Genomic DNA, 25,687 nt, shown 5'->3' with positions numbered 1-25,687 from the left:
AGACAAAGAAGGCGGTCTACACTTTGAGCACTGATCACTCTGTGGACCCCTTCATGAAACAGCGAATTCTGGCTCTGGCCGCCGCGCTGCTGCTTAGCGGCTGTGCCACCATTGTCGGCACTGAAACCCAAATGGTGCGCATCGACTCTCTGCCGCAGGGCGCGCGCTTTACCGTGCAGGATGAGCGTGGCTACGCAGTTGCGCAGGGTTTCACGCCGCAGACCGTTGAGCTGGCAAAATCCACCGGCCGCTACTTCGGCAAAAAGCACTATCTGCTGATGCTGGAAAGCCCGGGCTACGTGCCGGTTACAGTGCCTATCGAGGCTCGCGCTAACCTCTGGTATCTGCTGGGCAATATCCCATTAGGTGGATTCCCCGGCTGGTTGCTGGTCGATCCTTTCTATGGCGGCATGTACGACCTCAAGCCGGAACATCCACGTCCCTTCATGAATCCGGTTGGCGCGCGCGGCTGATCACTGCGCGGTCGGCTTCACCATCCCGCCTGGCGTTTTATGGCGTTCCAGATACTGATGCTGGAAAATGCACATGCGGATGGTGTTGCGGTACTCCCCATTAATGAAAAATTCATGTTTAAGCACGCCTTCGATCTCGAAGCCGAGCTTGGTATAGATATGGATCGCTTTCTCGTTTTCCTGATCGACAATCAGGTAGAGCTTATAGAGATTGAGAACCGAAAAGCCGTAATCCATCGCCAGCTTTGCCGCCTGGGTTGCCAGCCCTTTGCCCTGATGCGCCGGATCGATAATGATCTGAAATTCAGCGCGGCGGTGCACATGGTTAATCTCCACCAGTTCCACTAATCCCGCTTTCTGCCCGCTATGCTCCACCACAAAGCGGCGTTCCGTCTGGTCATGAATGTGCTTGTTGTAGAGATCGGACAGCTCCACAAACGCTTCATAGGGCTCCTCAAACCAGTAGCGCATCACGCTGGCGTTGTTATCCAGCTGATGGACAAAGTGCAGGTCTTCCCGCTCCAGTGGACGCAGTTTTACCGTCATCGCCTTTTCCTCTCATGAAATAGTTGCCGCGAGTATACCGCATCAGCCTGGCGCTGCGTTTTGTGCAGTCGTATAGGGGCGCTGCTTTATCGTACAACCGACAATAGCGTAGCGTGGCAATCAAGATGGCTGTGAGAGAACCACACACCGTCCGGCAGGAGAGAAGAGGGGTTAATGCCGATTAAGAGGCGAGTTACGAAATGCGCGACGAGTGAAACAGCGCCGGACGGCAGATTAACGCCGTCCGGCCGGGTTTCAGGCAGAGATCTGTTCGATGATGCGGCCCTGCGCCATGCGCACCGCGCGATCGCACATATGATCGATAACATCGGGATCGTGGCTGACCAGCACCATTGTCAGACCATCCTGCTGTTTCAGATAGTTGAGCAGGTTGAGGATCTCCGCCTGCACTGACATATCCAGTGCCGATGTCGGCTCATCCAGCAGCAGGATCTTTGGCTGCAGCAGCAGGGCGCGCACGATGGCGACGCGCTGACGCTGACCGCCAGAGAGCTGATGTGGATAGCGATCTGCCAGTGCAGGATCGAGTCCGACGTGACGGAAACCCTGATCGATACGATCGTTGATATTCTCGCGTTTCAGCAGCTTCAGCGGCTCCGACAGGGTGCGACGCAGCCGGTGACGCGGATGCAGCGAGGCATAAGGGTCCTGGAACACCATCTGCACTTCCTGACGCAGCGCACCGGTAAAGGCTTTGCCCGGCTGAACAGTATGACCGGCAAGCTGCATCTGGCCCTGCCAGTGTGGGTTCAGACCTGCCAGCACCCACAGCAGTGACGATTTGCCGCAGCCCGAAGGACCCACCAGACCAAAACACTCGCCCGCGTTAACCTCAAGATTAACCTCATGCACCACGGTGCGAAGGTCATAACCCTGTTTGTGGGCGACGCTGAGATTGTGTAACTCAATCATAATTCGCCTCCAGCGCAGCGCGATCCAGCACCGGTAAAGTCTGTCCGTGGGTCGCTTTACCCGGACGGCAGGCCCACAGTGTGCGGGTGTAAGGATGGGTCGCGTGAGGCAGTTCAGCGGCGGGCAGCGTATCCAGCAACCGGCCTTTGTACATCACCATCACCCGCTCGCAATGTTCCGAAACCTGCTGCAAATCGTGGCTGATCAGCAGCAGACCCATGTTACGCGCTTCCACCAGACCGCGAATCAGCGCCAGCACCTGATCGCGCATGGCATGATCCAGTGCAGAGGTGGGTTCATCAGCGATCAGGAAGTCAGGATCGGTGATCAGTGCGATTGCCAGCATCACACGCTGGCCCATGCCGCCCGAGAGCTGATGCGGATACTGCTGCATCAGCCGACGCGGATCGGGCAGGCCGACCGCATCCAGCATCTCACACACTTTCTCTTTACGCTCGGCACGGCTCAGGCGGCGATGCAGCATCAGCGGTTCTTCCACCTGCCAGCCAATGGTGCGCGTCGGATTAAGGGCATATTTCGGGTCCTGCATCACCATCGCCACGCGGTTACCGCGCAGCTGGTTCCAGTGACGCTCACTCAGCGTCAGCGCATTCTCACCGGCCACCTGAAGCTGGCTGGCCTGCAGATGCAGCGCGGGCGAGAGCAGTCCCATCAGGCTGCGGGCGGTCAGTGACTTCCCGGAGCCGGACTCACCGACCAGCGCCACACGTTCGCGGCCCACGGAAAAGCTGATGTTATCGACCAGCAGCGCTTCATCACTGCGAATGGTCAGCCCTTCGGCAAGGAGCAGATTATTTTGCATGACGGGTATCCAGTCGGTCGCGCAGGCCATCGCCTGTCAGGTTAAAGGCCAGGCTGGCAAACAGAATCGCCGCACCCGGTGCAGCCGCAACCCACCACTGATCGAAGATCACTTTACTGCCTTCGGCGACCATTGAGCCCCATTCAGCCGTCGGCGGCTGAACGCCCATACCGAGGAAACCGAGTCCGGCAGCAGCCAGGATAATCCCGCCCAGGCTTAGCGCAGCGCGGACCACCGCCGTGGGCATGCAGAGCGGCAGGATATGACCGAACATCAGGCGAAAGCCCGTAATGCCCTGCATCCGCGCGGCGGCGAGGTAATCGCTGCGGCGCAGTGCCAGCGTTTCAGCGCGTGCCTGACGGGCAAACGGCGGCCAGCTGGTCAGCGCCAGTGCCAGCGCGCCGTTCATCAGGCCAGGGCCGAGAATCGCCACCAGCGCCAGCGCGATTACCAGGTTGGGCAGCGACAGGAAAATATCGGTGATGCGCATCAGCAGGCGTTCGGTCCAGCCGCCAACGTAACCGGCGGTGATGCCGATCAGCAGTCCGGCCGGAATAGTCAGCACCAGAATCAGCGATACCAGCAGCAGCGTAGGGCGTGTGCCGTAAATCACGCGCGACAGCAGATCGCGGCCAAAGCCATCGGTGCCAAACCAGTGCTGTGCTGACGGCGCCAGCAGGCGGCTCGACATGGTCTGCACATTCGGGTCGAAAGGTGCAATCAGCGGTGCCAGCAGCGCCATCAGGATAAGAATCGCGACCAGCGTTAGGCCAACGGTTAACGAGGTCACGCGTTGACGGCGACGGCGTGGCCGTAGCGTTTTGAGTTCAGAGAGTTGTTGCGTCATCGGGTTCTCGGATCGGTTAACCAGGTTAAAACATCTGCCAGGGTGTTAATCAGGATAAAGCAGCTGCCAATCAACAGGGTTGAGCCCAGAATCGCCGGCACATCGCCGGAGAACAGCGCATTGGTCATATATCGACCCACTCCCGGCCAGGCGAAGACGGTTTCGGTTAGCACCGAGCCTTCCAGCAGCGTGGCGTAGGAGAGGGCGATCACCGTAACCAGCGTGCCCAGCACGTTAGGGAATATATGGCGCAGCAGGATGCGCACCCGACCGGCACCTTTGGCACGCGCCAGCACCACATACTCTTTACTGCTCTCTTCCAGCAGCGCCGCACGCAGCAGGCGGGTAATGCCCGCCATCGCCAGCAGACCGAGAATCACCACCGGCAGCCAGAGGTGCGCAATCGCGTTGCGGAACATCTCCGGTTCACCTGAGAGCCAGCTGTCGATCAGCACAAAGCCGGTTTTCGGCTCAAGGGTATAGACCCAGATATCATCCAGTCGTCCCGGTCCGGCGGACCAGTGCAGCACCGCATAAAAGAGCAGCAGACCCAGCAGGCCGAGCCAGAACACTGGCACCGAGTAGCCCAGCAGCGAGATAAAGCGGGCGAGGTTATCGATCCAGCTGCCCGGTTTCCAGGCCGCCAGCAGCGCCAGCGCGACGCCGAATACCACCGCGAAGATCATCGCGCAGGTCGCCAGCTCAATGGTGGCCGGGAACGTGGACATCAGATCGCCAGTCACCGACTGATTGGTCAGACGGGAGACACCCAGATCGCCGTGCGCCAGATGTTCGACATAGCGCCAGAACTGCATCAGCACCGGCTCGTCGAGACCCAGGTCATGACGCACCTGCGCGTAGGTCGCTTCACTGGCGTGATCGCCGGCAATCTGCTGCACCGGATCAATCGGCGACAGATGCGACAGCATAAAGGTGAAGGCAAGCAGGCCAAGCAACGTGACCAGCAGCGACAATATGCTACCGATCAGCCGTCCGCCACGCTGCCAAAAAAGCCGGGCGAACCCGGCTGAAGGGACAGACTGTGCCATTACTTAGTAACCTGCGAATAATACACCATGTCAGGGTTGATGCCCTGCACGTAGCCTTTCAGGTTGTCGCGCAGGGCGATCAGGTTCTTCGCCTGCATCCCAATCACGTAAGGTGAGTTCTTCATCACTTCACGCTGCATCGCTTCATACAGCGCCACGCGTTTTTTCGGATCGCTTTCTGCTGTCGCCGCAATCACCTGCTTGTTCAGCTCAGGAATATGCCAGTCTGAACGGTAAGCGATGGTTTTGCTGCCATCTTCCGGGTTGTAAGCAAACGAGGCGGCATTGGTATTGGGATCGAAGTAGTCAGAACCCCAGGCGTTCAGCGTCGCTTCATATTTATGCGCTTTCACATTGGTCGACACTTCTGAGCTCAGGCCCGGTACCACTTCCACTTTCACGCCTGCTTTGGCGAAGCTGCCCTGCAGCGCCTGTGCGATATCCAGATAAGGCGGCTGGTTGCTGGTAGAGAGCTTGAAGGTCACGTTGCTCAGGCCCGCTTTCTTCAGAATCGCTTTGGCTTTTTCCGGATCGTAGCTGTATGGCGTGTCGTTGATTGCGCCCAGGAAGCCCTTCGGCAGGAAGCTCTGATGCACGTCGAACTGACCTTTCAGCAGCTCGTTAGCGATACCTTTGTAATCCCACAGGTAGCGTGCTGCTTCCCAGAAGGCCGGATTCTTCATCGTCTCGTTTGCGCCGATGTTGAACTGGATGTAGTAGAGCGACGCCATGGGAATCGCTTCCGTCTTCACGCCTGTTTTGCCGTTCAGCGCAGCGATCTGATCGGCACCCAGGTTACGGGCGATATCGGCATCGCCCTGTTCCAGCAGCAGACGACGCGCAGCCGGTTCCGGTACGTTTTTGATCAGGATATTTTTCATCTTTGGCGCGCCCGCCGGTGAGGTCGGGTTAGCGCTGAGCAGTACCACCTGATGCATCACCACTTTACGGATCTGATACGGACCGCTGCCCGCAGAGTGAGTTGCCAGCCAGGCGTTACCAAAATCGCCGTTCTTCGCGTTCGCCATCGCGGTTTTTTCATCAATGATGGAAGAAACCGGGGCAGAGAGCAGGCTCAGCACGTAGGTCGGGCTGACGTTAGCCGTCCAGCTAATCTGCACGTGATTGTCGTCGACCTTCTTCAGGAAGCCGTCGACGTTATCTTTAGTCCAGCCAAGCTGTGTCAGGATGAAAGAGGGATCGAGGTTCAGCTTTACCACGCGGCCCAGCGAGAAGATCACATCTTCCGGACGCAGTGGGTTGCCGGTAGAGAATTTCGCATCTTTGCGCAGTTCAAAGGTCAGGCTGCGGTTGTCGCTGCCGGGCTGCCATGAGGTCGCCAGAGTAGGCTTCAGGTCCACCGGGTTCTGCGGATCGGACTGGACCAGACGCTGATAGATGTTTGTAAAAGCCTGAACGCTGGTCAGTTCAAACCCTTTGGCCGGATCGAAGCTGTCGGCGTCGTCAGTAGATTGTGCAATTACCAGCGTATCTTTTGGTGTTGCGGCCTGTGCTGTGAAGGCGCCAGCCAGCGTCAGCGCCAGCAGTGATGGAATTATAGTTTTCATGAAATTTCCTTGCCTCTAAAAAGTTACGCGAGTTTACGAAAGGGCCGGTGTGAAGAATAGTCGAATATGGGCTAATCATATGCCAAAAGGTTATAAGGGTTACCTGCTGGTTATAAGAAGATCGCCACTCTGTTAACGAAGCGGTAAGCTGAGCAGAAACAAAACCTCAACGAAACCATTATTCAGGTTATTATTGCTTTACCGCAGCCAGACGCTCTTTATAATGGCTGCAGATAATTTCAGGAGAATTCAGTTGGACAGTGATACCCGATTAACTTTAATTCTGGCAAGCTGAATTTTCTTTGCTGCTTGCCAACCGGCGAGCAGCGATCCCCGCTTTAATTAACGATCGCGCTCCTTTTTTAAATCCTGTCATTCACAGGAGTGCGCGTTATGCTGCTGTTTATATTCGCTCTTTTTCCTCCGCCCCGATTGGCGTAGCGCAGGCTACGCCCGATTGACGATCTCAGACTTTCAACATGCTGCGTTTAACCGACGTCGGCTAATCCTGTGCGCGTCATTATTTTGCGTGCAGGCGGAATAACGTGATTATTCCTGAAGGTCACCGCATTAAATAACCCGGCTTCGCCAGGTTTTATCCATGCACCTTATTTTGCGTGCAGGACAACTATTGCTTTAAATCAGGGAGATGTCGAAATGAGCGACATGAAACTGGAGCAGGTTGCGATCACTTCATCCGGCAACCGTAACGATAAAAAAAGTAAAAAAATGTTTGCTGTGGCACAGCAGGCAGGCCAGCACATTGAGACGACGCTGGCAAACCTGCGCAGCCACCACCAGGGCCTGACTCAGGCTGAAGCGGCGAAACGCCTGAGCCTGTACGGCCGCAATGAAGTCGCGCATGAGAAAGCGCCACCGGCGCTGATTCAGCTGCTGATGGCGTTTAATAACCCGTTTATCTACGTATTGCTGGTCCTGGCGCTGGTGAGTTTTGTAACGGACTACGGGCTGCCGCTGCGCGCCGGTCAGGAGACCGATCTTTCCGGGGTGATCATCATCTGCACCATGGTGATGTTGAGCGGGCTGCTGCGCTTCTGGCAGGAGTTTCGCACCAACCGTGCGGCGCAGGCGCTGCAGTCACTGGTTCGTAGCCAGGTTACCGTGCTGCGGCGTGAGGCGGACAGCGAAACCGCACAGCGCCAGGATGTGGATATGAGTGAACTGGTGCCGGGCGATATCATTCTGCTCAGCACCGGCGACCAGGTGCCAGCCGATGTGCGCCTCCTGAGTTCACGTAACCTGTTTATCAGTGAAGCGGTGCTGACCGGCGAGTCGCTGCCGGTTGAGAAACACAGCAGTGAAGCGGGTATTGACGGCACAGGCCAGACTGCTAAAGAGCTGCTGGCGTCAGCGAATATCTGCCTGATGGGTACCAGCGTAGCCAGCGGTACAGCCAGCGCCGTCGTCGTCGCGACCGGTGGCGAAACCTGGTTTGGCTCGCTGGCCTCATCGCTGACCGGAAGCCGTCCGCAAACTGCATTTGATCGCGGGGTGAATAGCGTCAGCAAACTGCTGATCCGCTTTATGCTGGTGATGGTGCCGGTGGTGCTGCTGATAAATGGCTTCACCAAAGGTGACTGGATGGATGCCACGCTATTTGCACTGGCGGTTGCGGTCGGGCTGACCCCGGAAATGCTGCCGATGATTGTCAGCGCCAACCTGGCCAAAGGCGCAATTGCGATGTCTCGTCGCAAAGTCATCGTTAAAAAGCTCAATGCCATTCAGAACCTTGGGGCAATGGACGTGCTCTGTACGGATAAAACCGGCACGCTGACTCAGGACACCATTCTGCTGGCGCATCATCTGGATGCACAGGGCAATGAAGATGCTCAGGTCCTGCTGCTGGCATGGCTGAACGGCAGCAGCCAGAGTGGCGCGAAAAACCTGATGGACCGCGCCGTACTCAGCGCGGGCGATAAAATCATTTCGCAGTCTCTGCGCAGCCAGTTTCAACTGGTGGATGAGTTGCCGTTTGATTTTGATCGCCGCCGGGTTTCAGTGCTGGTGGAAGATCTGGCTCAGCATCGTTCACAGCTGATCTGCAAAGGCGCAGTCAAAGAGATGCTGGCGGTAAGTATCGCCGTGCGCAAGGGCGATGCGGTCGTTGCACTGGATGCGGCGCAGCGAGCGGCGCTGCTGACACAGACCGAACACTATCATCAGCAGGGTTATCGTGTGCTGCTCGTGGCAACCCGTGATGAGGAGCTGCGCGCGCCGCTCAACGACAGTGACGAGCGCGATCTGGTTATTCAGGGCATGCTGACCTTCCGCGATCCGCCAAAAGCCAGCGCGGGTAAAGCGATTAAAGCCCTGCGCGACAGTGGTGTGGCGGTGAAAGTGCTGACCGGCGACAACCCATTGGTGACGCTGCGTGTCTGCGCCGATGTCGGACTGACCGATCCGGCGATGCTGACCGGCGATCAGATTGAGGCGATGAACGATGACGAACTGGCGCAGGAAGTGGAACGTTGCACGCTGTTTGCCCAGCTGACGCCGCTGCAGAAATCACGTCTGGTGCGGCTGATGCAGCAGAATGGTCACACCGTCGGTTTCCTGGGAGATGGCATTAATGACGCGCCTGCACTCCGGGCGGCGGATACCGGGATTTCCGTGGACAGCGCGGCAGATGTGGCGAAAGCCTCCTCGGACATCATCCTGCTGGAGAAAGATTTACAGGTACTGAATGAAGGTGTCCTCAAAGGACGCGAGACCTTTGGCAACATCATCAAGTACCTGAACATGACCGCCAGTTCCAACTTCGGCAATGTTTTCTCGCTGCTGGTGGCCAGTGCTTTTATTCCGTTTTTGCCGATGCTCTCCATTCATCTGCTGATTCAGAACCTGATGTATGACATTTCCCAGCTGGCACTGCCGTGGGACAAGGTTGACCGTGAGTTTCTGAATAAGCCGCGTAAATGGGATGCCGGCAACATTAAACGCTTCATGCTGTGGATGGGGCCGACGTCGTCAATTTTTGACGTCACGACCTTTGCGCTGATGTGGTTCGTTTTTGGCGCGAATCATGCGGGCGTGCAGTCGCTGTTCCAGTCCGGCTGGTTTATAGAGGGATTGCTGTCACAGACGCTGGTAGTGCATATGCTGCGTACCCGGAAGATTCCGTTTATCCAGAGTCGCGCCACCTTACCGGTGATGCTGACCACGCTGACGATTATGGCGCTGGGCATCCTGATTCCGTTCTCACCGCTGGGCGCGATGGTCGGTCTGGTGCCACTGCCATGGCAATACTTCCCGTGGCTGGTGCTGACGCTGTTCAGCTACTGCCTGGTGGCGCAGGGAATGAAACATGTCTACATCCGCAGGTTTGGTCAGTGGTTCTAGGGAGGAGAAGATGAAAAAAGGCAGGCTCGATAAAGTTTTTGTCGGCGTGATGATTATCGGCTTAACTCTGATTGCGCTGACGGTCGTGGTGCGATGATAGCGTTGTAAAACTGCGAACATTAAAAGGCAGCGAGGCGACTCACTGCCTTTTTTATTAATGGGCGATTACTCTTCGTCGCGCTCACGGCTGGCGCGCTGGCGTTCGTAATATTCATCCTCTGCAGTGATGATCTCATCCATCAGCGAATCCATATCAACCACGCGCTCCTCTTCCACAAACTCTCCGGTAAGCGGCGTTTCTGGTGTGAGCTTGCCATCCTCATACAGCAACCAGATCTCTTTGGCATAGCGCGTCTTAAGCAGCTGCGGAGCGAACTGACCATAGTATGAAGTGATGTTGTTTACGTCACGTTCGAACATCGACTCGGCATGGTTATTGGCCGCCGCATCAACCGCCTGGGGCAGGTCAATAATCACCGGTCCCTGATCGTCCAGCAGCACGTTGAACTCGGATAAGTCACCATGCACGATACCTGCACAGAGCATGCGAACGATGTTACGGATCATGGTGTTGAAATCGGTGATTGCCTGCTCTTCGGAGAGCATGACATCGCTGAGGCGCGGCGCAACCGCACCGTTGGCGTCAGTTACCAGCTCCATCAGTAACACACCGTCGATGCAGAGATAAGGCTGAGGTACACGAACACCGGCGTTAGCCAGGCGGAACAATGCGTCTACTTCGGCAGTCTGCCAGGACTCTTCCTGCTGCTTACGGCCAAATTTCGTGCCTTTCTGCATGGCGCGGGCGTTACGGCTGTTGCGGGTTTTACGTCCTTCCTGATACTGCACCGCCTGCTTGAAGCTACGCTGAGTCGCTTCTTTATAGACTTTGGCGCACTGCACCTTGCCGCCGCAAAGCACGGTATAGACGTCTGCTTCTTTGCCGCTTTTCAGCCGCTGCAGGACATCGTCAATCAGGCCGTCATCGACCAGTGGCTGGATTCTGTTTGGGATTTTCATGCGGCTTTATACCTTATTTCACCCACTTTTCGTATCAATTTGCGATGATGGAAATATTGGCAATGACTGAACAAAGAATCTGATTCTACCCTGGAATGTAGCTTTATGGGGATGATCCTTGATGACCAGCGCGTTTGACCTTTGTTTTTTCATAAACAATGGATTAGCTGGAAGAGCAGGGCAGTTTTGTCTGCACGAGTATCGTTTTCTGGCCACTGCGCACAGCTGGCAGGGATGATGTGTCCGGGGAAAAACCTGTAGAGCAGACCGAAGCGGTCTGTCAGGCCAGCATCCTGCTCACAGAAAACTGGCCCACCTGCGGGATTATTTCAGGCTTTTAAGCACGTTAACCGTGCTGTCGATGTCTATCTCATCTTCAGAGAAGGTCAGCGTGGTTCCCTGGAATGTGGTGACCGCCAGCTTTTTCAGCGAGCGCATTTCATTCGCTTTCGTGTCAGATTTCGGCCGGATGTTATTCAGCAACAGGCCGACTGACAGCACCGCGTTCTCTTTATCGACACCGGCATCGAGCGGGACTTCTTCGCTGTAGACCAGGTAAGATTTGATCGAGGTGATCTTCAGCCGCTCGCCTGCGATATAGATGTATTTACTTGTCGGCGCGACTTTCACCGCATAGGCAGATAAGCCTTTGTTGTTGGTGGTGGGTTCAAAGGTCACCGCCGCATCTTTTTTGATCAGGTCAGGGTTGGCGACCTTAATCACATGAAAATAGCGGTTATCGCCGTTTTCATCTTTGATAAAGCCAAAACCTTTATCTTCAAACCACGTTGTGATCGTTCCGTTCATCGCCATTTTTGCCTGCTTAATCTACTCAGTTTTTTACAGCGCGCAGTGTAAAACACAATGCCTGCACAGACTATATAAGTCTGGATGATAATTTTCAGCTGCGCCAGGGAGCGACGGTATGGCGCTCACTCGTCTGGCGATGAGTAACAGTTACTCGTTGCCCCAGCGGTTCAGGAACTCCGCGATATCATCAATACGCTGCTCATCAATGCCGGCTTCACGCGCCATATCCTGCTGCGACGCTTCACTGATCTCTTCGTTGTTCATCAAACGGGTGATCAGCAGCTGGAAGTAATGCGCCAGCGGGGTACGTTCTGCTTCGCTTACCGGCTTAGCAGACTCCGTCGCATACTCATCTGCGACATCATAATATTTGAGAGAAATTTCGTTATTCATAGGGTGTCCGCAGCGTTGAAGTTACGTTAAGGCCTCACCGTCGTTCGTGGCATGGCTCAAAAGGAGATTATTTCGTGTTTGGGCAGGAGCTGTAAAGGGGGAAGGGCGTCAGCGCACATCTTCAGGCGTTGAGCATTTTATACTGAGCAAAAAACGATTCCCCTCCTGATAACTGATCGCCGGGCTGTAACGCCATCGACACGTCGCAGCACGACGGTTTCCTGCCAGGCGCGTGAGGAGATGCCCGATGAGCACTCTCCTGAAAAGCCTCGCGCTGTTCAGCGCGAGTTCAGAGTGGAACTGATGAAGATCAGCTTGCCGGTCTGCATCACGCGATTACGCTCTCAATCGGCTCGATAATACATTCCGGGTGCGCCTGCAGCCGCGCGAAAGCCTCGGCATACGAGGGCATTGAGTCGGCTGCGCCGGCACGTTCGACACAGAGTGAGGCAAATGCCGCAGCAAATCGCGCCGCCTGGGGCAGATCCTCGCCGGACGCGAGCCGGGCGGCAAGCGCGCCATTAAACGCGTCGCCAGCACCTGTGGTATCGCGCGGCTGTGCCGGAAAAAGCGGAATACGCTGCTGCTGCGCAGGTGTAGAGAGCAGGGCGCCAGCAATGCCCAGCGTGATAATGACCTGACGCGCACCCTTACGATGCAGTACCTCAGCGGCGCGACGTGCGCTGGCAAAATCAGTAACAGTTACCCCGCTAAGCTGGCTCGCTTCCGTGCTGTTAGGCGTCAGCAAATCAACCTTTGCCAGCAGCGCATCGCTGATTTTTTGCCACGGCGCCGGGTTGAGAATCACAAAGGTGCCGCTGGCACGCGCGTTATCAACCATGCGTTGAATGGCACTCAGGTTGTTTTCCAGCTGTACCAGCAGAATATCGGCAGCGGCTACCGTAGGCTGGCAGCGCGTGACCTCTGCAGCGGTCACGGTGGTATTGGCGCCCGGATAGACAGAAATCATATTTTCAGCGTCGTCGCCTGCGACGTAAATCAGCGCGTTACCGGTGGGTTTCTCTTTACAGGTAAACAGCGTAATGGCGTCAAAGCCGGTTTTCTCCAGATGACGTCGCGCGAAAAGGCCAAAATCGTCATTGCCCACTTTACCGATGTAGTGCACCCGAGCACCAGCGCGCAGCGCCGCCGTAGCCTGATTGGCGCCTTTACCGCCCGCGCCCATCATGCTGTTGTGCGCTGTCAGCGACTCCCCTGGTAGCGGAAAGCGACGCATCACGGCAACAACATCGAGGTTAAAGGAACCGAAAACACATACTTTTCCTTTCATCCTGCGCTCCTGAACAGGCGTTCGGCGGCGAGACAGGCACCGCGACAGCCCGTGTAGTCGGTTGAGTGGCTGAAAATGATCTTCAGGTTTTCGCGCGTGACCGGTGGCCGAAGATGCTGCTGAATCTGGTTGCGCAGCAACGCCAGCGGAAAATCAGCCATCGCCAGCACACCGCCGCCGAGGATCAGATATTCCGGGTCGAGTATATTCATCTCAGTTGCAATCAGCTGCGCCAGCCGTCGCACAAATGCCTGAAGTTCAGGCTGGTCGCCGTGATGGGTAAACAGCGCAGAAATAGGCGTGTCGGCGGCGTTCAGCGTGGCCCAGTGACTCAGCCAGTGGCCTGAAGTCAGGGTCTCCGCACAGCCGCGATTACCGCACGGGCAGGGGAGATCATTGCCTGCCACCGGCACATGCCCCAGTTCGCCAGCACCGCCATGCTCGCCATGATAAAACTGCCCATTGAGCCACAGACTGTTGCCCATTCCGGTGCCGGGATAGAGGCCGACGGCGTTATCCGGCAGTTGCTCCAGCTGCAGCAGATCCCACAGCATCAGATGGTTCACATCTTTGTCCATCGCCACGGGCACACCGAGCTCCGCTGCCAGGCGTGCCGCCACAGGCTGGTGGTCCAGCGCCTGGATAAAAGGCAGCGAAATCACCTGCATTCTGTCGCGGCTGAGGATACCCGGCAGGCCCAGCATAATGCCGCTGACTGGCTGCTGTTCCAGCGTATCATCAATAAGCTGAGCCAGTGCCTGCAGCGCGTCCGGCTGCCGGGCCCAGCTGGCGGTGGGCACCTTGCGAAAGCTGCTCCAGACGCCTCCCGCTTCCATGAGCTGCAGCCGGGTACCGGTGCCGCCAATGTCGATACCGAGCCAGCGCGGTTTCATGCAGACACCTGCGCCAGCCCCTGGGCTTCATCAATGCTGTCGCGCATCATCTTCCAGGCGGTGGCTAAATCGTCATGAATGTTAAATAAGCCCGAGGTACCGACAATCAGGACTTCTGCGCCCGCGCCAATAAGCTGGTGATAAGTGCGGGTGTTACAGGAGCCATCGATTTCGATCAGATAGTGATATCCGTGCTGCTGCTTCAGTGCTTTCAGCTCACGCACCTTTTCAACCATTTCCGGGATAAAAGGCTGGCCGGCGTAGCCCGGATCCACCGTCATCACGGTGATCTTGTCGAGCAAATGGATATAGTGCTGAATATATGAGATTGGGGTGGCTGGATTGAGCACCACGCCCACTTTTTTACCATAACTGCGGATCAGATTAATGACGCGAAACGCGTCGCGGTTGATCGTCTCCGCGTGCGGACAGATATAGTCAGCCCCCGCTTTTGCAACCGCCTCGATAAAATTAGTCGGCTCTTCCACCATCAGATGCACGTCGATCGCCACGCGGGTGAAAGGACGGATCTGCTCAATGAAGAAAGGGGAGAGCGTTATATTTTTAACGTAATGACCATCCATGATATCCACATGAAGAAAGTCAGCGCGCGAGTCGAGAACCTGTAGCTGGTGCTTGATCTCCATCAGGTTCATACACATCAGTGACGGGGAGATTTGAGTACGCATCATACTTCCTTCTTTTCAGACAGAGGATTAAGCACCGCGGCCAGCCTGCTGAGCTTTACTGCACGGTGTTCGTTGAATCGGGTTTTAAATTGTTTAAAGGCGAGGACCACAATCAATACTGCGCCCCACATTGCCAGGCTGACGTGCTGACTGATGTTCATCAGATTGAAACCGGTTGAAAGTACCTGCAGCGCAATCAGTGCCAGCACCACACCGGTGACGCGACCGAATCCGCCGTTGGGATCGGTGCCGCCAAGAATAATCGCCAGTACTGTCAGTAACAGATAAGCATCGCCATAACCCATGCGCGCGGAGTTAAAGCGCGCCATCATAATCAGGCCTGCCAGTACGCAGAGCAGGCTGGAGATCACATAGACCAGCATCACCATGCGATGGGTATTGATGCCGCTGAACCAGGTGGCGTTGATATTGCTGCCGCCCATGTAAATGCATTTTCCCGCGCGGGTTTTACCGAGAAACAGTGCCAGTAGCGCGGCGGCGATCAGGAATACCCAGAGCGGCAGCGGCATACCCAGCAGCGTATCAGCACCCAGCGCCTGTACCACCGGCGGCATGCCGCTGACGGCAGCCCCTTTGGTCAGCCAGATACCGATACCGTTCAGCGTCATCATTGTTGCGAGTGTGACCAGAATCGGGTGCGCGCCGATTCGCGTTACCATCAGACCCGTTACCACGCCGATTACGGCGGCGATCAGCATGGCGCCAATGATGGCGATGAACAGCCAGAGCAATTGCAGCGCCATGCCGGCTCCGGCGGGCAGGGCGCTCATCAGCGTCCAGGCGATAAACAGCGCCGTCAGGTTAGCGGTCGCGATAATGGCAAGGTTCAGGCCGCCGCTGAGGATGGCGATAAACATCGCCAGTGTGAGTAAGCCCAGCTCCGGCAGCTGAAATGCCATACTCATAAAGGTTGAGTCGGTCAGGAAGCGACCCGGCAGCATCACCGTAAAGATGGCCAGCGCCAGCGCGATAAGCAGCATCAGGCCGATGTTGGTGCCGTCCGGGCGCAGTGCAATCAGTGATTTCATCATCAGTGCCCTCTGTCACACGAAACTGACGTCAGTTTCTTTGCGTTTTTTGTAATGGGTCACGGCGATCGCAATCATGATGACGCCGCCAACCACGATATTCATGAAGTAGTTCGATACTCCCACCAGATTGAGGCCGTTCTTCAGAATGGCGATCAGGAAAACCCCCATCAGTGTGCCGCTAACTGTGCCTTTGCCGCCCATCAGGCTGGCGCCGCCCAGCACTGTCGCCGCCAGGACATCAAGCTCACCGCCAACCAGCGCATTCGGCACCACTTCGCCCATGCGATAGACCTGTACCAGCCCGCCAATCGCCGCCATCGCGCCCAGCCAGCCATAGGCGAAAACGTGGATCAGTCCAACGCGAATACCAATACGACGGGCTGACTCCGCATCCCCTCCGACGGCGTAAAGCTGACGGCCCAGATTGGTTTTGTTCAGCAGCAGGGCCGTTACTGCAGCAATCAGCAGCATCGTGACCAGGGGCAGGCCCACCTGAAAGCTCTCTCCCTGCCAGCTGAACGGCAGCACGTTGCGCAGCGTGATCCACCACTCCGGCAGCGAATAGAGGCTGCGGCCACCGGTTACCCACATCAGCAGTCCGAACAGCAGCGATTGCATGCTGATGGTGATGATGATGGAGACCACCCGCAGCGTGGTAATCAGGAGCGCATTGATTACGCCGAACAGCGTGCCGCACATCACCGCCAGCACAATGCTGAGCAGCGCATTATCGAACTGGAACTGCACAAAGAGTGACGCAAGCAGGTACTGCACCACGGAGGCGACAGCCGCAAAGGAGATATCGATACCGCCGGTGACCAGCACCACAAACAGACCCAGTGCAAAGATGCCGGTGACGGCATAGCTCTCTGCCAGATCCAGCAGATTCTGCATGGTGAGAAACTGATCGCTGGCAACCGAGAAAAACAGAATGAATGCCAGCAGTACCCAGGCGAGCCAGCCCTGACTGGAGTGCGGACGAAAACGGGAAAAGTCAGGCATTGATCACCTCCGCCAGCTGCTGCTGCTCGACGCTATCAGGTTGGTATTCGGCATGGATCGTGCCATCGCGGAAATGCAGGATGCGGTCGCAGTTGTACCAGACCTCTGGCACTTCATCGGAGATCAGAATGATCGACAGGCCCTCTTTCGCCAGCTCATGGATCAACTGGTAAATACTGGCCTTGGCACCCACATCTACCCCAACGGTAGGCGAGTCGAGGATCAGAATTCGCGGCTGGGTCAGCACCCATTTCGCCAGCACAATTTTCTGCTGATTGCCGCCGGAGAGGGTAGAAATGGCGAGGTTCGGATCGGCCACGCGCACGCCAAGCTGCTGGATCCACTGCAGGATCAGCTTGTTCTTGCGGTATTCATCAATCAGGTGAAACCGGTTCTGGAGTTTGTCGAGGATCGGCAGCACCATGTTGTCTGCCACAGACTGCTGCTGCACCAGGCCCAGCGTCAGGCGATCTTCCGACACATAGCCGATACCCGCTTTGATTGCATCTTCATGGCCGCGAAAGCGTACCGGCTTACTGTCGAGCCAGATTTTACCACTGTCGGGACGTGTCATGCCGAATAGTGAGAGTGCCAGTTCAGTGCGTCCGGAGCCGAGCAGGCCGCACAGCCCAAGCACCTCGCCTTCATACAATTTAAAATTGACGTTGTGATACTGGCCGGCGCGGGTTAAATCCTCTATCTCCAGAATGGCGCGATTGTCGTTGCGTGTCGGCGCTTTTAGCTGGTAGTCGAGTTTCAGACCGGTCATCAGCTCTGTCAGGTGGTGCGGCGTCATCTCCTGCGCGGGCCAGCAGCCCATTTTGCGCCCGTCACGGATTACCGTAACGCGGTCAGAAATCTCCAGCACTTCATCAAGCCGGTGGCTGACAAACACCACGCAGATATTTTTGTCTTTCAGATAGCGTACGGTTCGCAGCAGCTGATTTACTTCGGTTCGGGTCAGGGAGGCGGTGGGTTCATCCATGATCACCAGCCGCGCATCGGCGACCAGGGCACGGCAGATCGCCACCTGCTGACGCTGCGCGATGGAGAGCGCTGCGACCTTTTCATCCAGATTCAGGTCGAACTTCAACTCATTAATAATGCTGCGCGCGCTTTCCTGCAGCCGCGCGCGGTGGTGCCAGCGCAGCAGGCCGTTGAGGTTATGCTCAAAGGCGATGTTCTCTGCCACGCTCAGGTTGGGAAACAGCGACAGATCCTGATAAATCACCTGGATACCGAAGTCGCGCGCCTGCCGGGTAGTAAGGCGCGGCAGTGGCGCGCCGTCGCCCAGGGTGATGCGGCTGCCGCTGTCCGGGGCGTGCACCCCGGAAATCACTTTGATCAGAGTGCTCTTGCCACAGCCGTTGGTGCCAGCGAGACAGTGCACTTCGCCTGCCAGTAAGGTCAGGGAGATATCGCTCAGCGCGCGGTTGCCACCAAATGTTTTCGACAGGTTATCGAGCGCAATCAGTGTCTGTGGAGTGACCTCTTGCATATCAAAGCCCCATTTTTACCAGTTTTGGCAGGTTTTCTTTATCCAGACTCTCTGTATTGTTACCGAGAATGGTGTGGCTCTTTTCATCCACTTTTACCTTGCCCAGCCCCTCAATCGTCATGCCGTCAGTAATCGGCTCTTTCTTCTGCATCATGTCGGCAATACGCACAAAGACTTCGCCTGCGGTCTCAGGATTCCAGATGTAGCCGCCTTTGATGGCGTTACGCTGAACCAGGGAGGCACCCTGTCCCGGACTGAAAGAGCCAAGGACACAAACCTGATCGATTTTTTTACGGTTCATGACCGCACGTCCGGCACCGATTGGCCCCTGCGAACCAAACGCCAGGATGCCTTTCAAATCGGGATATTTTGACATCAGCTCATTCGTGGTACGGATGGAGTCATCCAGTGATTCACCAACGCCAAATTTGTCGGTGACCAGCTGCATTTTGGGGTAGTGCTCTTTCTGATAAGCGAGTGCAGCGTCAGTCCACTGCTGATGCAGCGGCACCGTCAGGCTGCCCACATACATGGCGTATTTGCCTTCATCGTGCATGCACTTCGCCAGTGCTTTCATATGATTGATGCCATGGGTTGTCGCATCGACCAGTTCAAAATCCCAGTTGGCGCCCTGCTGACCGGGAGACTCATGGGTAATGACTTCGATACCGGCATCGCGTGCCCGTTTCAGCACCGGCTCCAGCACTTTTGGATCGTTGGGGACTACGCCGATGATATCGACTTTCTGCGCAATCAAATCTTCAATGGCACGCACCTGAAGTGCCGGGTCAGCGGCAGTAGGGCCGACCATCCACGCATCAATACCGCGTTTCGCTGCTTCACTTTTAATGCCGGTTTCCATGGCATTGAACCAGGGAATACCGCCAATTTTGACCACAATACCCATACGCAATTTATCAGCAGCTTGCGCGCCCGTGGCGGCAAACAGAGCAAGTAAAGAGCAGGCGATAAGATGTTTTTTCATACAGACTCCGGGTTAATTTTTAATTAGCTGCATGGATTGATAACGCTGTGAACAGACGATGACATTAACGCCATTCCACGCGAGTTCCTGTTCAAGCTCTTTATCTTTTAATTGGTCAGTAATAAGAAAATCGACATCGCGGTAATGACATATCCGGGCGAACGAGGGCCGCAGAAATTTACTGCCATCCATTAAAAGATGTTTTTTTTCGGCGGCCAGCAGCATCTGTTGTTTCAGGTGTGCATTATTCTCATTGCCTTCGCGTAAATATCCGTCGTTACCCAGACTGCTACAGGAAAAAAATATTTTATTAATCTGAAATTCCCGTAGTGGTTGCTCAGCCACCACCCCATGGAAAGCCTCATCACGATCGGAATATTCACCGCCCAGACAGATAGTGCGAATACTGCCGCGAGCGGCAAGCGTCTGTACGATGCGCAGCGAATTGGTTAATACCGTTAATTCAATGTCTGGCAACTGTCGCGCCAGATACCAGCAGGTGGTACTGCTATCCAGTAAAATACAGTCGCCGGGGCTGATAAAGTCGAGCGCGCGTTTGGCAATAATCATTTTTTCATCAACGTGCTCGTTAATTCGCTGCCGAAAAGTTAATTCACTTTGGTTAGCGATTCTGCTATTTCCTTGTGTGCCAGTGTTCTGTTTTTTTATCAGAACGGCGCCGCCATGGCTGCGTTGTAATAAACCGCGCTTTTCAAGCTGGCTTAAATCACGCCGAATTGTTTCCTGTGAAACCTGACACAGAGTGACCAGTTCTGAGACAATTACCCGGCCATTTATATTAATCTCATTAATAATTCTTTGCTGTCTTTCAATCGGCAACATACTTATCCTCCGATGGATATAAAGTACTGGAAGCAGACACGGGAAAATGTGGACTGGGCAGGAGTCCACGTGGGTAAATTGCGCTGGCGTTTATAAGGTGATGAAGTCGAAATATTTCATGAAAAATATTGCGGCTCATTACATTATTTAGTGATTTTGCTCACATAATTAGCCTTATACGGCAGGTAGCAATCACCAAAAGGGTTAATAAACTATATAGACATTGTTGCTATGGCGTGACTGTTTATGACCGTTTGTGTGGGTTTGACCGTTTAAATCCACACCTGACTTTCTCAGCGTTCCTGTTAAGTCACCTGAGGGTGATGGAAAGAGAAAAAATAACAGACTCAGTCCTGGTGATTCAGACGAAAATCAAGCTGTTCCGGCAATGGTTCTCCCGCTGAGCGCTTTCTGCTTTTATGATCACGAGACTGCAGTAATGGAATGCGCAGCCTCGTTCACGCTTTTCATCTTTCAGTTTTGTGACTCTCTGACCGTTGTTTATGGGCGCTTTAGTGCGCTCAATCACCGGGCTGCGTACAAATGTAAATGTAGATGTAATTGATAATAGTTATCGTTTGCATTATTATTTGCTCCTCTTCAGGGAAACGCAAAGGAATCGGAAGAAGATGAATTATCCTCAGAAACTAGTAAAAGTGCTTTCTGGCAAGCAGATGGTTGCCGGATTCGCAGGCCTCACGTTCTGCTTGCTCAGTGTAACGGCACAGGCGGTCACCGTCACAGACGTTGCGGGACGCACGGTTACCGTGCCGGATGATGTTCAGCGTGTGGTACTCGGAGAAGGCCGCTTGTTCTTCGCTCTTTCGCTGCTTGAGGGCCAGAAACCGTTTGACCGAATCGTCGGCTGGCAGGGCGATTTCCGTAAACTTGACCCGCAAACCTACGCCACCTATCGGGCGAAGTTCCCGCAAATCGACAACATTCCGTTGATCGGCACGACCAGTGCCGACACCATCAGCCCGGAAAAAGTGCTGACACTGAATCCGCAGCTGGCGATTTTCGGTCTGTCGGGGCACGGTCCCGGCAAAGGTAGTGAGCTGGTGAAACAGCTGCAAAACGCCGGTGTGCCCGTGGTGTTTGTGGACTTCCGCACTTCTCCGCTCAAAAACACTCTGCCGAGTATGGAACTGCTGGGGAAAGTACTGAACCGCGAGAAACAGGCGCAGGAGTACATCCGCTTCTATCAGGAGAATATTAAACGCGTCACCGATGTCACCCGCGATATCCCGATGCAGGATAAACCGAAAGTCTTTATCGAACTGCGGGCCTCCACAGCAGATGAATGTTGCCGCTCAGCCGGTAACGGCAACATGGGTGATTTTATCGATCTGGCGGGTGGCGTGAATATCGCCAAACCTCTGCTGCCGGGCGCGCTCGGTCAGGTGAATCTGGAAAAAGTCATTGCCGCGCAGCCGGATGTCTATCTGGTCAGTGGAGGTGCCAGACCACCGAAAGCGGGTGATCCGCAGCCGGTCAGTTTAGTGCTGGGCGCGCAGACCACACCAGAACAGGCGAGCGCCAGCCTGAAGCCGCTGCTGGCGCGTAAAGGCATCAGCACGCTGAAAGCCGTGCAAGAGGGGCGCAGTTTTGGCATCTGGCACAACTATTACAACTCTCCCTATAACGTGCTGGCCGTTCAGTACTTTGCCAAAGCATTTTATCCGCAAAAGTTTGCCGGGCTCGATCCGCAGAAAACACAAAAACAACTTTATAAACAGTTCCTCGCTGTCGAACCGACCGGCACTTACTGGACAGAGTAAAAGGAACTTTGCCCCGGCTGCCGGGGCGTTTTACCTCTCGGAGAGAAGAAATGGTTAAGACTAAATTTACACCTGCCGTTAAAGCGGGGCTGTTTGCACAACTGATTACTGCCACGATGCCGGTGATGGCGGAAGAGGCCAGCGAGGTGAAAGAAAATGAAGATCAGATGGTGGTTACAGCCTCCTCTGTCGAACAAAATCTCAAAGATGCCCCCGCCAGTATCAGCGTAATCACTCGCGAAGATCTGCAGAGAAAACCGGTACAAAACCTCAAAGAGGTGCTGAAAGACGTTCCCGGCGTACAGCTCACCAATGAAAGCGATAACCGACAGGGTGTCAGCATTCGCGGACTGGGCAGCAGCTACACGCTGATCCTGGTCGACGGCAAACGCGTGAATTCCCGCAACGCCGTCTTCCGCCATAACGATTTTGATCTGAGCTGGATCCCGGCAGAATCGATCGAACGTATTGAAGTGGTGCGCGGGCCAATGTCCTCTTTATATGGGTCCGATGCGCTGGGCGGTGTGGTCAACATCATCACCCGTAAAGTCGGCACCCAGTGGCATGGCACGCTGAGCGCAGACACCACCGTTCAGGAACATCGCGATCGCGGTGACAGCGGCAACGGCAATTTCTTTGCCAGCGGCCCGCTGGTTGACGATTTACTGGGCGTGAAAGTTTATGGTGCGCTGGGTAAACGCAATAAAGATCAGGCCAGTTCCGCCAGTGGCAGCACTGGTCAGCCGCGCATTGAAGGTTACACATCGCGTAATGCTAATGTGGAATTCTCACTGACGCCGGATAAAGATCAGGACATCACGTTCGGTTACGGGATGGATCGTCAGGATCGGGATTCCGACACCCTGGATAAAAACCGTATCGAGCGCGAAAACTACTCGCTCGGCCACGCTGGCCGCTGGGGAGTGGCGAATACCGAACTGCGTTTTTACGGTGAAAAAATCGAAAATAAAAACGCCAAAACCATTACCTCGAAAAACAATTCTCTCGACGGCAAAGTCGTGATCCCGCTGGGTGATTACACTCAATTCCTGACGTTCGGCGGTGAATACCGCAACGATAAGCTGGAAGATGCGGTAAACATGAAAAATGGCGGCAGCGTGCAGGCTAATCAGTACGCGCTGTTCCTGGAAGATGAATGGCACATCTTCGAAAACCTGACGCTGACTGGCGGCGTACGCATGGATGACCACGAGAACTACGGCGTCAACTGGAGCCCGCGTGCCTATCTGGTCTACAACGCCACCGATACGGTCACGTTGAAAGGCGGCTGGGCATCCGCTTTCAAAGCGCCTTCTCTGCTTCAGCTGAGCCCGGACTGGCTCAGTGGTTCATGCCGCGGGAGCTGCAATGTGGTGGGCAATAAGGATCTGAAAGCAGAAACCAGCGAAAGCATGGAGTTCGGACTCTATTACGCCGGTCAGAGAGGGTGGCTTGAAGATGTTACCGCCAGCGCGACGGTGTTTCAGAACGACATTGACGACATGATTACGGTTATCCGCACCGCCAACCGCAGTCTGGCGCCATCCTATCCAAACTTTGCCGGATTTGATGCCAGCGGCAATCCGATCTTCCGCTATTACAACGTGAATAAAGCACGGATCCGCGGGCTGGAAACGGAACTCGGTCTGCCGGTCGCCGACAAGCTGAATCTCCGACTGAATTACACCTACAATGACGCCCGCGATCTGAGTAACGGCGGCAATAAACCGCTATCTGAACTGCCGTTCCACACGACGAATGCGACGCTTGACTGGAAACCGCTGGAGGACTGGAGCTTCTATCTTTCCGCGAATTACAAAGGCGTGAGCCGCACCGTGACCGATGGCAATGCAACACCAGGCGGATATACCACCTGGAATACCGGCGGGTCATATCAGGTGAACAAAGCGGTGAAAATCCGTGCTGGCGTTCTGAACCTGACCGATAAAGATCTCAACCGCGACGACTACAGCTATAACGAAGATGGCCGCAGATATTTCGCGGCTGTTGATTACAGTTTCTGATCGTCAGCGCCGGCCGGGACATCAGCAGTCCCGGCTGTTTTTGCGCTTTAAGTGGTTACTACGGGTTCCATCAGAGCCTGACATCAGAATCAGTCCGTCCTGACGATGCATTGTAAGAACGCAGAAGATGCCTGTTCAGTTCTGATCTCATTCAGCGATGTCACTCACCGACAATTAATGTGCACGATTATTTTGCGCGTGCATAAAGCGTGCACGCCAGGGCTTGAGCACCCACAACGCCAGACCGGCCGTGATAAAGTCGAAGGTAATCGCGCAGCTAAAGACCAGGTGCCAGTTATGGGTGTGCTGATACATCAGCGCCGCCAGCGGACCACCAAAGATCGAGCCAATTCCCTGAGACATATAGAGCCAGCCATAATTCGTGGAGGCATTTTCACTGCCAAACGTATCGGTGAGTGTGGAGGGGAACAGCGAGAAGATTTCACCCCACCCGAAGAACACGACGCCTGAAAGCAGTACGAACAGCACGGGATCTTCACGGCAGGCGAGCCACAACGTCATCGCGACACCTTCCAGTGCGAAGGCAATAAACATGGTATTTTCGCGGCCGTAGCGGTCGGAAATAAAACCAAACAGCGGGCGCGTCAAACCATTGGTGAAACGGTCGATGGTCAGCGCCAGTGGCAGGGCGGCCATACCGAAAACGACTGCTTTGCTGATGCCAAAGTCTTCAGCAAAAATTGCCATCTGCGAGGTGACCATCAACCCTGAGGTCGACATCATGGTCATCATCATGAACATCAGCCAGAACAGCGGCTGGCGCAGCATTTCTCTGGATTTAAACTGGCGCTGGCCTCGTACGGGTGACGATGTGTTGCTGACCGGCATCATCGCGCTGCTTTCAGGCAGCCTCAGGTTCTGGCTGGCGAGAAGTCCCACAGCGGCGAAGATGAGACCAAATGTCGTCATCGTCTGTTCCAGCCCGTAGCTATTAAGAGAAATGGAAATCGGGAAGGTGGTAAAAATTGCGCCCATGCCATAGCCCGCCGCAACGGTTCCGGCGGCAAAACCGCGTTGCTGTGGAAACCACTTCATCACCAGTCCCACTACGCCGATATACACAATCCCCGTACCCAGTCCGCCCAGGCAGCCATAGACCAGATAGAGAGCCGTCAGGCTATCGACCCGGGCCGCGATTACCCAGCTGAAGCCCGCCATCAGCGTACCGATGGAGATCAGCAGACGTGGACCAAAGCGCTCAACCAGCCGGCCCTGGAAGGGAGAAAAAAAGGTCTGCAGAATAATCAGCAGCGAGAACGTGACCTGCAGCTCCGCCAGTCCGACGCCGAGTTTGGCAATCATCGGTTTGGTTAACAGCGTCCAGACGTACTGCGGGCTGGAAATAGCCGCCATGCAAATGAGTCCAAGCAGAAGCTGCACCCACTTGCTGTGTTTCGCTATCACCACCGGTTCGCTAATTGAGGTCATTCTTATGTCTCCACATTACGCTCTGCTACACAGCTGAAAATCAGTCTGCTCTGTTTACACACTGTTCTGGCATTGCGCAGTTCCAAACCTTTGCCTGCTGCTAATGCCAGATTACTGAGACCGATATGCCGGTACATAGGTGTATGAAGAGAATTAAGCAGAAAATGTGCCAATAAAAATAACCATTAATATCAACAGGTAATGAGATGGCTTAGAGGTTTAGTGTGATGAAGTGCAAAGATTTAGTGCGCTGAGATGGTGCGTGGGAAAGCGCTGGTGGTCATAAAAGCATTGGGGTTTTGGGTTTTAAGGGCGATGTGCTGAGAGGGGCTCTCGAAAAGAGCTTTAACCGGTGGCT

Annotated in this window: 23 protein-coding genes; 5 read left to right on the top strand and 18 right to left on the bottom strand. The window is 55.1% G+C overall.

Annotated features, from left to right (window positions below):
• Window positions 1-53 precede the first annotated feature (53 nt).
• Window positions 54-473 (top strand): hypothetical protein, encoded by a 420-nt coding sequence (locus AC6I77_RS14655; protein WP_003850357.1) that lies wholly within the window; start codon window positions 54-56, stop codon window positions 471-473.
• On the opposite strand, the gene speG is transcribed toward AC6I77_RS14655, so the two are convergent.
• The 6 genes from speG to AC6I77_RS14625 all read right to left on the bottom strand — a co-directional run bounded on the left by speG (window position 474) and on the right by AC6I77_RS14625 (window position 6,239).
• Window positions 474-1,019, bottom strand: a complete 546-nt coding sequence (gene speG, locus AC6I77_RS14650) for a spermidine N1-acetyltransferase (protein ID WP_003850356.1) — start codon at window positions 1,017-1,019, stop codon at window positions 474-476. It lies immediately after the preceding gene.
• A gap of 255 nt (window positions 1,020-1,274) precedes the next feature.
• Window positions 1,275-1,952 carry an ABC transporter ATP-binding protein gene (locus tag AC6I77_RS14645; RefSeq protein WP_497817075.1) on the bottom strand — a complete coding sequence of 226 codons (678 nt, stop codon included), beginning with the start codon at window positions 1,950-1,952 and terminating at the stop codon, window positions 1,275-1,277.
• On the bottom strand, window positions 1,945-2,775 hold the full coding sequence (locus AC6I77_RS14640) for an ABC transporter ATP-binding protein (protein WP_140915753.1): 831 nt from the start codon (window positions 2,773-2,775) through the stop codon (window positions 1,945-1,947). Before AC6I77_RS14640 ends, AC6I77_RS14645 begins: the two co-directional genes overlap by 8 nt.
• Complete coding sequence (locus AC6I77_RS14635; RefSeq protein WP_192377795.1) at window positions 2,765-3,622, bottom strand: ABC transporter permease; 858 nt, start codon at window positions 3,620-3,622, stop codon at window positions 2,765-2,767. The genes AC6I77_RS14640 and AC6I77_RS14635 overlap by 11 nt, the downstream gene beginning before the upstream one ends.
• Complete coding sequence (locus tag AC6I77_RS14630) at window positions 3,619-4,671, bottom strand: ABC transporter permease (RefSeq protein WP_192377794.1); 1,053 nt, start codon at window positions 4,669-4,671, stop codon at window positions 3,619-3,621. The genes AC6I77_RS14635 and AC6I77_RS14630 overlap by 4 nt, the downstream gene beginning before the upstream one ends.
• Entirely contained in the window at window positions 4,671-6,239 is a 1,569-nt protein-coding gene (locus AC6I77_RS14625) for an ABC transporter substrate-binding protein (protein WP_003850350.1), read from the bottom strand. Before AC6I77_RS14625 ends, AC6I77_RS14630 begins: the two co-directional genes overlap by 1 nt.
• A gap of 657 nt (window positions 6,240-6,896) precedes the next feature.
• On the opposite strand from AC6I77_RS14625, the gene mgtA reads away from it, so the two are divergent.
• Together mgtA and mgtU are read left to right on the top strand one after the other, a co-directional pair.
• Complete coding sequence (gene mgtA, locus AC6I77_RS14620) at window positions 6,897-9,599, top strand: magnesium-translocating P-type ATPase (RefSeq protein ID WP_192377793.1); 2,703 nt, start codon at window positions 6,897-6,899, stop codon at window positions 9,597-9,599.
• Window positions 9,565-9,696 (top strand): magnesium transporter protection protein MgtU, encoded by a 132-nt coding sequence (gene mgtU / locus AC6I77_RS14615; RefSeq protein WP_008926754.1) that lies wholly within the window; start codon window positions 9,565-9,567, stop codon window positions 9,694-9,696. The genes mgtA and mgtU overlap by 35 nt, the downstream gene beginning before the upstream one ends.
• A gap of 68 nt (window positions 9,697-9,764) precedes the next feature.
• Here the strand turns inward: mgtU and AC6I77_RS14610 are convergent, their stop codons facing one another.
• From AC6I77_RS14610 to AC6I77_RS14560, 11 genes are all read right to left on the bottom strand, one after another.
• Complete coding sequence (locus AC6I77_RS14610) at window positions 9,765-10,619, bottom strand: PA4780 family RIO1-like protein kinase (protein WP_003850345.1); 855 nt, start codon at window positions 10,617-10,619, stop codon at window positions 9,765-9,767.
• Window positions 10,620-10,943: 324 nt separating this feature from the next.
• Window positions 10,944-11,432: a cold-shock protein gene (locus AC6I77_RS14605; RefSeq protein ID WP_039659471.1), complete on the bottom strand. Its 489-nt coding sequence runs from the start codon at window positions 11,430-11,432 to the stop codon at window positions 10,944-10,946.
• A gap of 144 nt (window positions 11,433-11,576) precedes the next feature.
• The gene (locus tag AC6I77_RS14600) at window positions 11,577-11,822 is read right to left on the bottom strand and encodes a YmjA family protein (RefSeq protein WP_003850337.1); all 246 of its coding nucleotides are present in this window, start codon (window positions 11,820-11,822) and stop codon (window positions 11,577-11,579) included.
• 328 nt (window positions 11,823-12,150) lie between these two features.
• Window positions 12,151-13,113, bottom strand: a complete 963-nt coding sequence (locus AC6I77_RS14595; protein WP_003850334.1) for a ribokinase — start codon at window positions 13,111-13,113, stop codon at window positions 12,151-12,153.
• Window positions 13,110-14,006 carry an allose kinase gene (gene alsK, locus AC6I77_RS14590; RefSeq protein ID WP_003850333.1) on the bottom strand — a complete coding sequence of 299 codons (897 nt, stop codon included), beginning with the start codon at window positions 14,004-14,006 and terminating at the stop codon, window positions 13,110-13,112. Before alsK ends, AC6I77_RS14595 begins: the two co-directional genes overlap by 4 nt.
• Window positions 14,003-14,695, bottom strand: coding sequence for a D-allulose 6-phosphate 3-epimerase (gene alsE, locus AC6I77_RS14585; protein WP_003850331.1), 693 nt, complete (start codon window positions 14,693-14,695; stop codon window positions 14,003-14,005). The genes alsK and alsE overlap by 4 nt, the downstream gene beginning before the upstream one ends.
• Entirely contained in the window at window positions 14,695-15,744 is a 1,050-nt protein-coding gene (locus tag AC6I77_RS14580) for an ABC transporter permease (protein ID WP_033743482.1), read from the bottom strand. Before AC6I77_RS14580 ends, alsE begins: the two co-directional genes overlap by 1 nt.
• A gap of 15 nt (window positions 15,745-15,759) precedes the next feature.
• Window positions 15,760-16,749 (bottom strand): ABC transporter permease, encoded by a 990-nt coding sequence (locus AC6I77_RS14575; protein ID WP_008926751.1) that lies wholly within the window; start codon window positions 16,747-16,749, stop codon window positions 15,760-15,762.
• On the bottom strand, window positions 16,742-18,247 hold the full coding sequence (locus AC6I77_RS14570; RefSeq protein ID WP_039659473.1) for a sugar ABC transporter ATP-binding protein: 1,506 nt from the start codon (window positions 18,245-18,247) through the stop codon (window positions 16,742-16,744). The genes AC6I77_RS14575 and AC6I77_RS14570 overlap by 8 nt, the downstream gene beginning before the upstream one ends.
• A 1-nt stretch (window position 18,248) precedes the next feature.
• Window positions 18,249-19,232 (bottom strand): substrate-binding domain-containing protein, encoded by a 984-nt coding sequence (locus tag AC6I77_RS14565; RefSeq protein WP_003850327.1) that lies wholly within the window; start codon window positions 19,230-19,232, stop codon window positions 18,249-18,251.
• A 12-nt stretch (window positions 19,233-19,244) separates the two neighbouring features.
• Window positions 19,245-20,075: a DeoR/GlpR family DNA-binding transcription regulator gene (locus AC6I77_RS14560; protein ID WP_008926749.1), complete on the bottom strand. Its 831-nt coding sequence runs from the start codon at window positions 20,073-20,075 to the stop codon at window positions 19,245-19,247.
• 629 nt (window positions 20,076-20,704) lie between these two features.
• Here AC6I77_RS14560 and AC6I77_RS14555 point away from each other — a divergent pair.
• Window positions 20,705-21,856 (top strand): ABC transporter substrate-binding protein, encoded by a 1,152-nt coding sequence (locus AC6I77_RS14555; protein WP_105098878.1) that lies wholly within the window; start codon window positions 20,705-20,707, stop codon window positions 21,854-21,856.
• A 50-nt stretch (window positions 21,857-21,906) separates the two neighbouring features.
• Entirely contained in the window at window positions 21,907-23,880 is a 1,974-nt protein-coding gene (gene cirA / locus AC6I77_RS14550; RefSeq protein WP_497817074.1) for a catecholate siderophore receptor CirA, read from the top strand.
• A 174-nt stretch (window positions 23,881-24,054) separates the two neighbouring features.
• Here cirA and oxlT read toward each other — a convergent pair whose 3' ends face one another.
• Complete coding sequence (gene oxlT / locus AC6I77_RS14545; RefSeq protein WP_039659478.1) at window positions 24,055-25,329, bottom strand: oxalate/formate MFS antiporter; 1,275 nt, start codon at window positions 25,327-25,329, stop codon at window positions 24,055-24,057.
• Window positions 25,330-25,687: the final 358 nt, after the last annotated feature.

This window comes from Pantoea sp. X-Soil-ISGK-259, assembly GCF_059730705.1.
The sequence above is the reverse complement of the archived record's forward strand: the minus strand, read 5'-3'. Positions and strand labels throughout refer to the sequence as shown.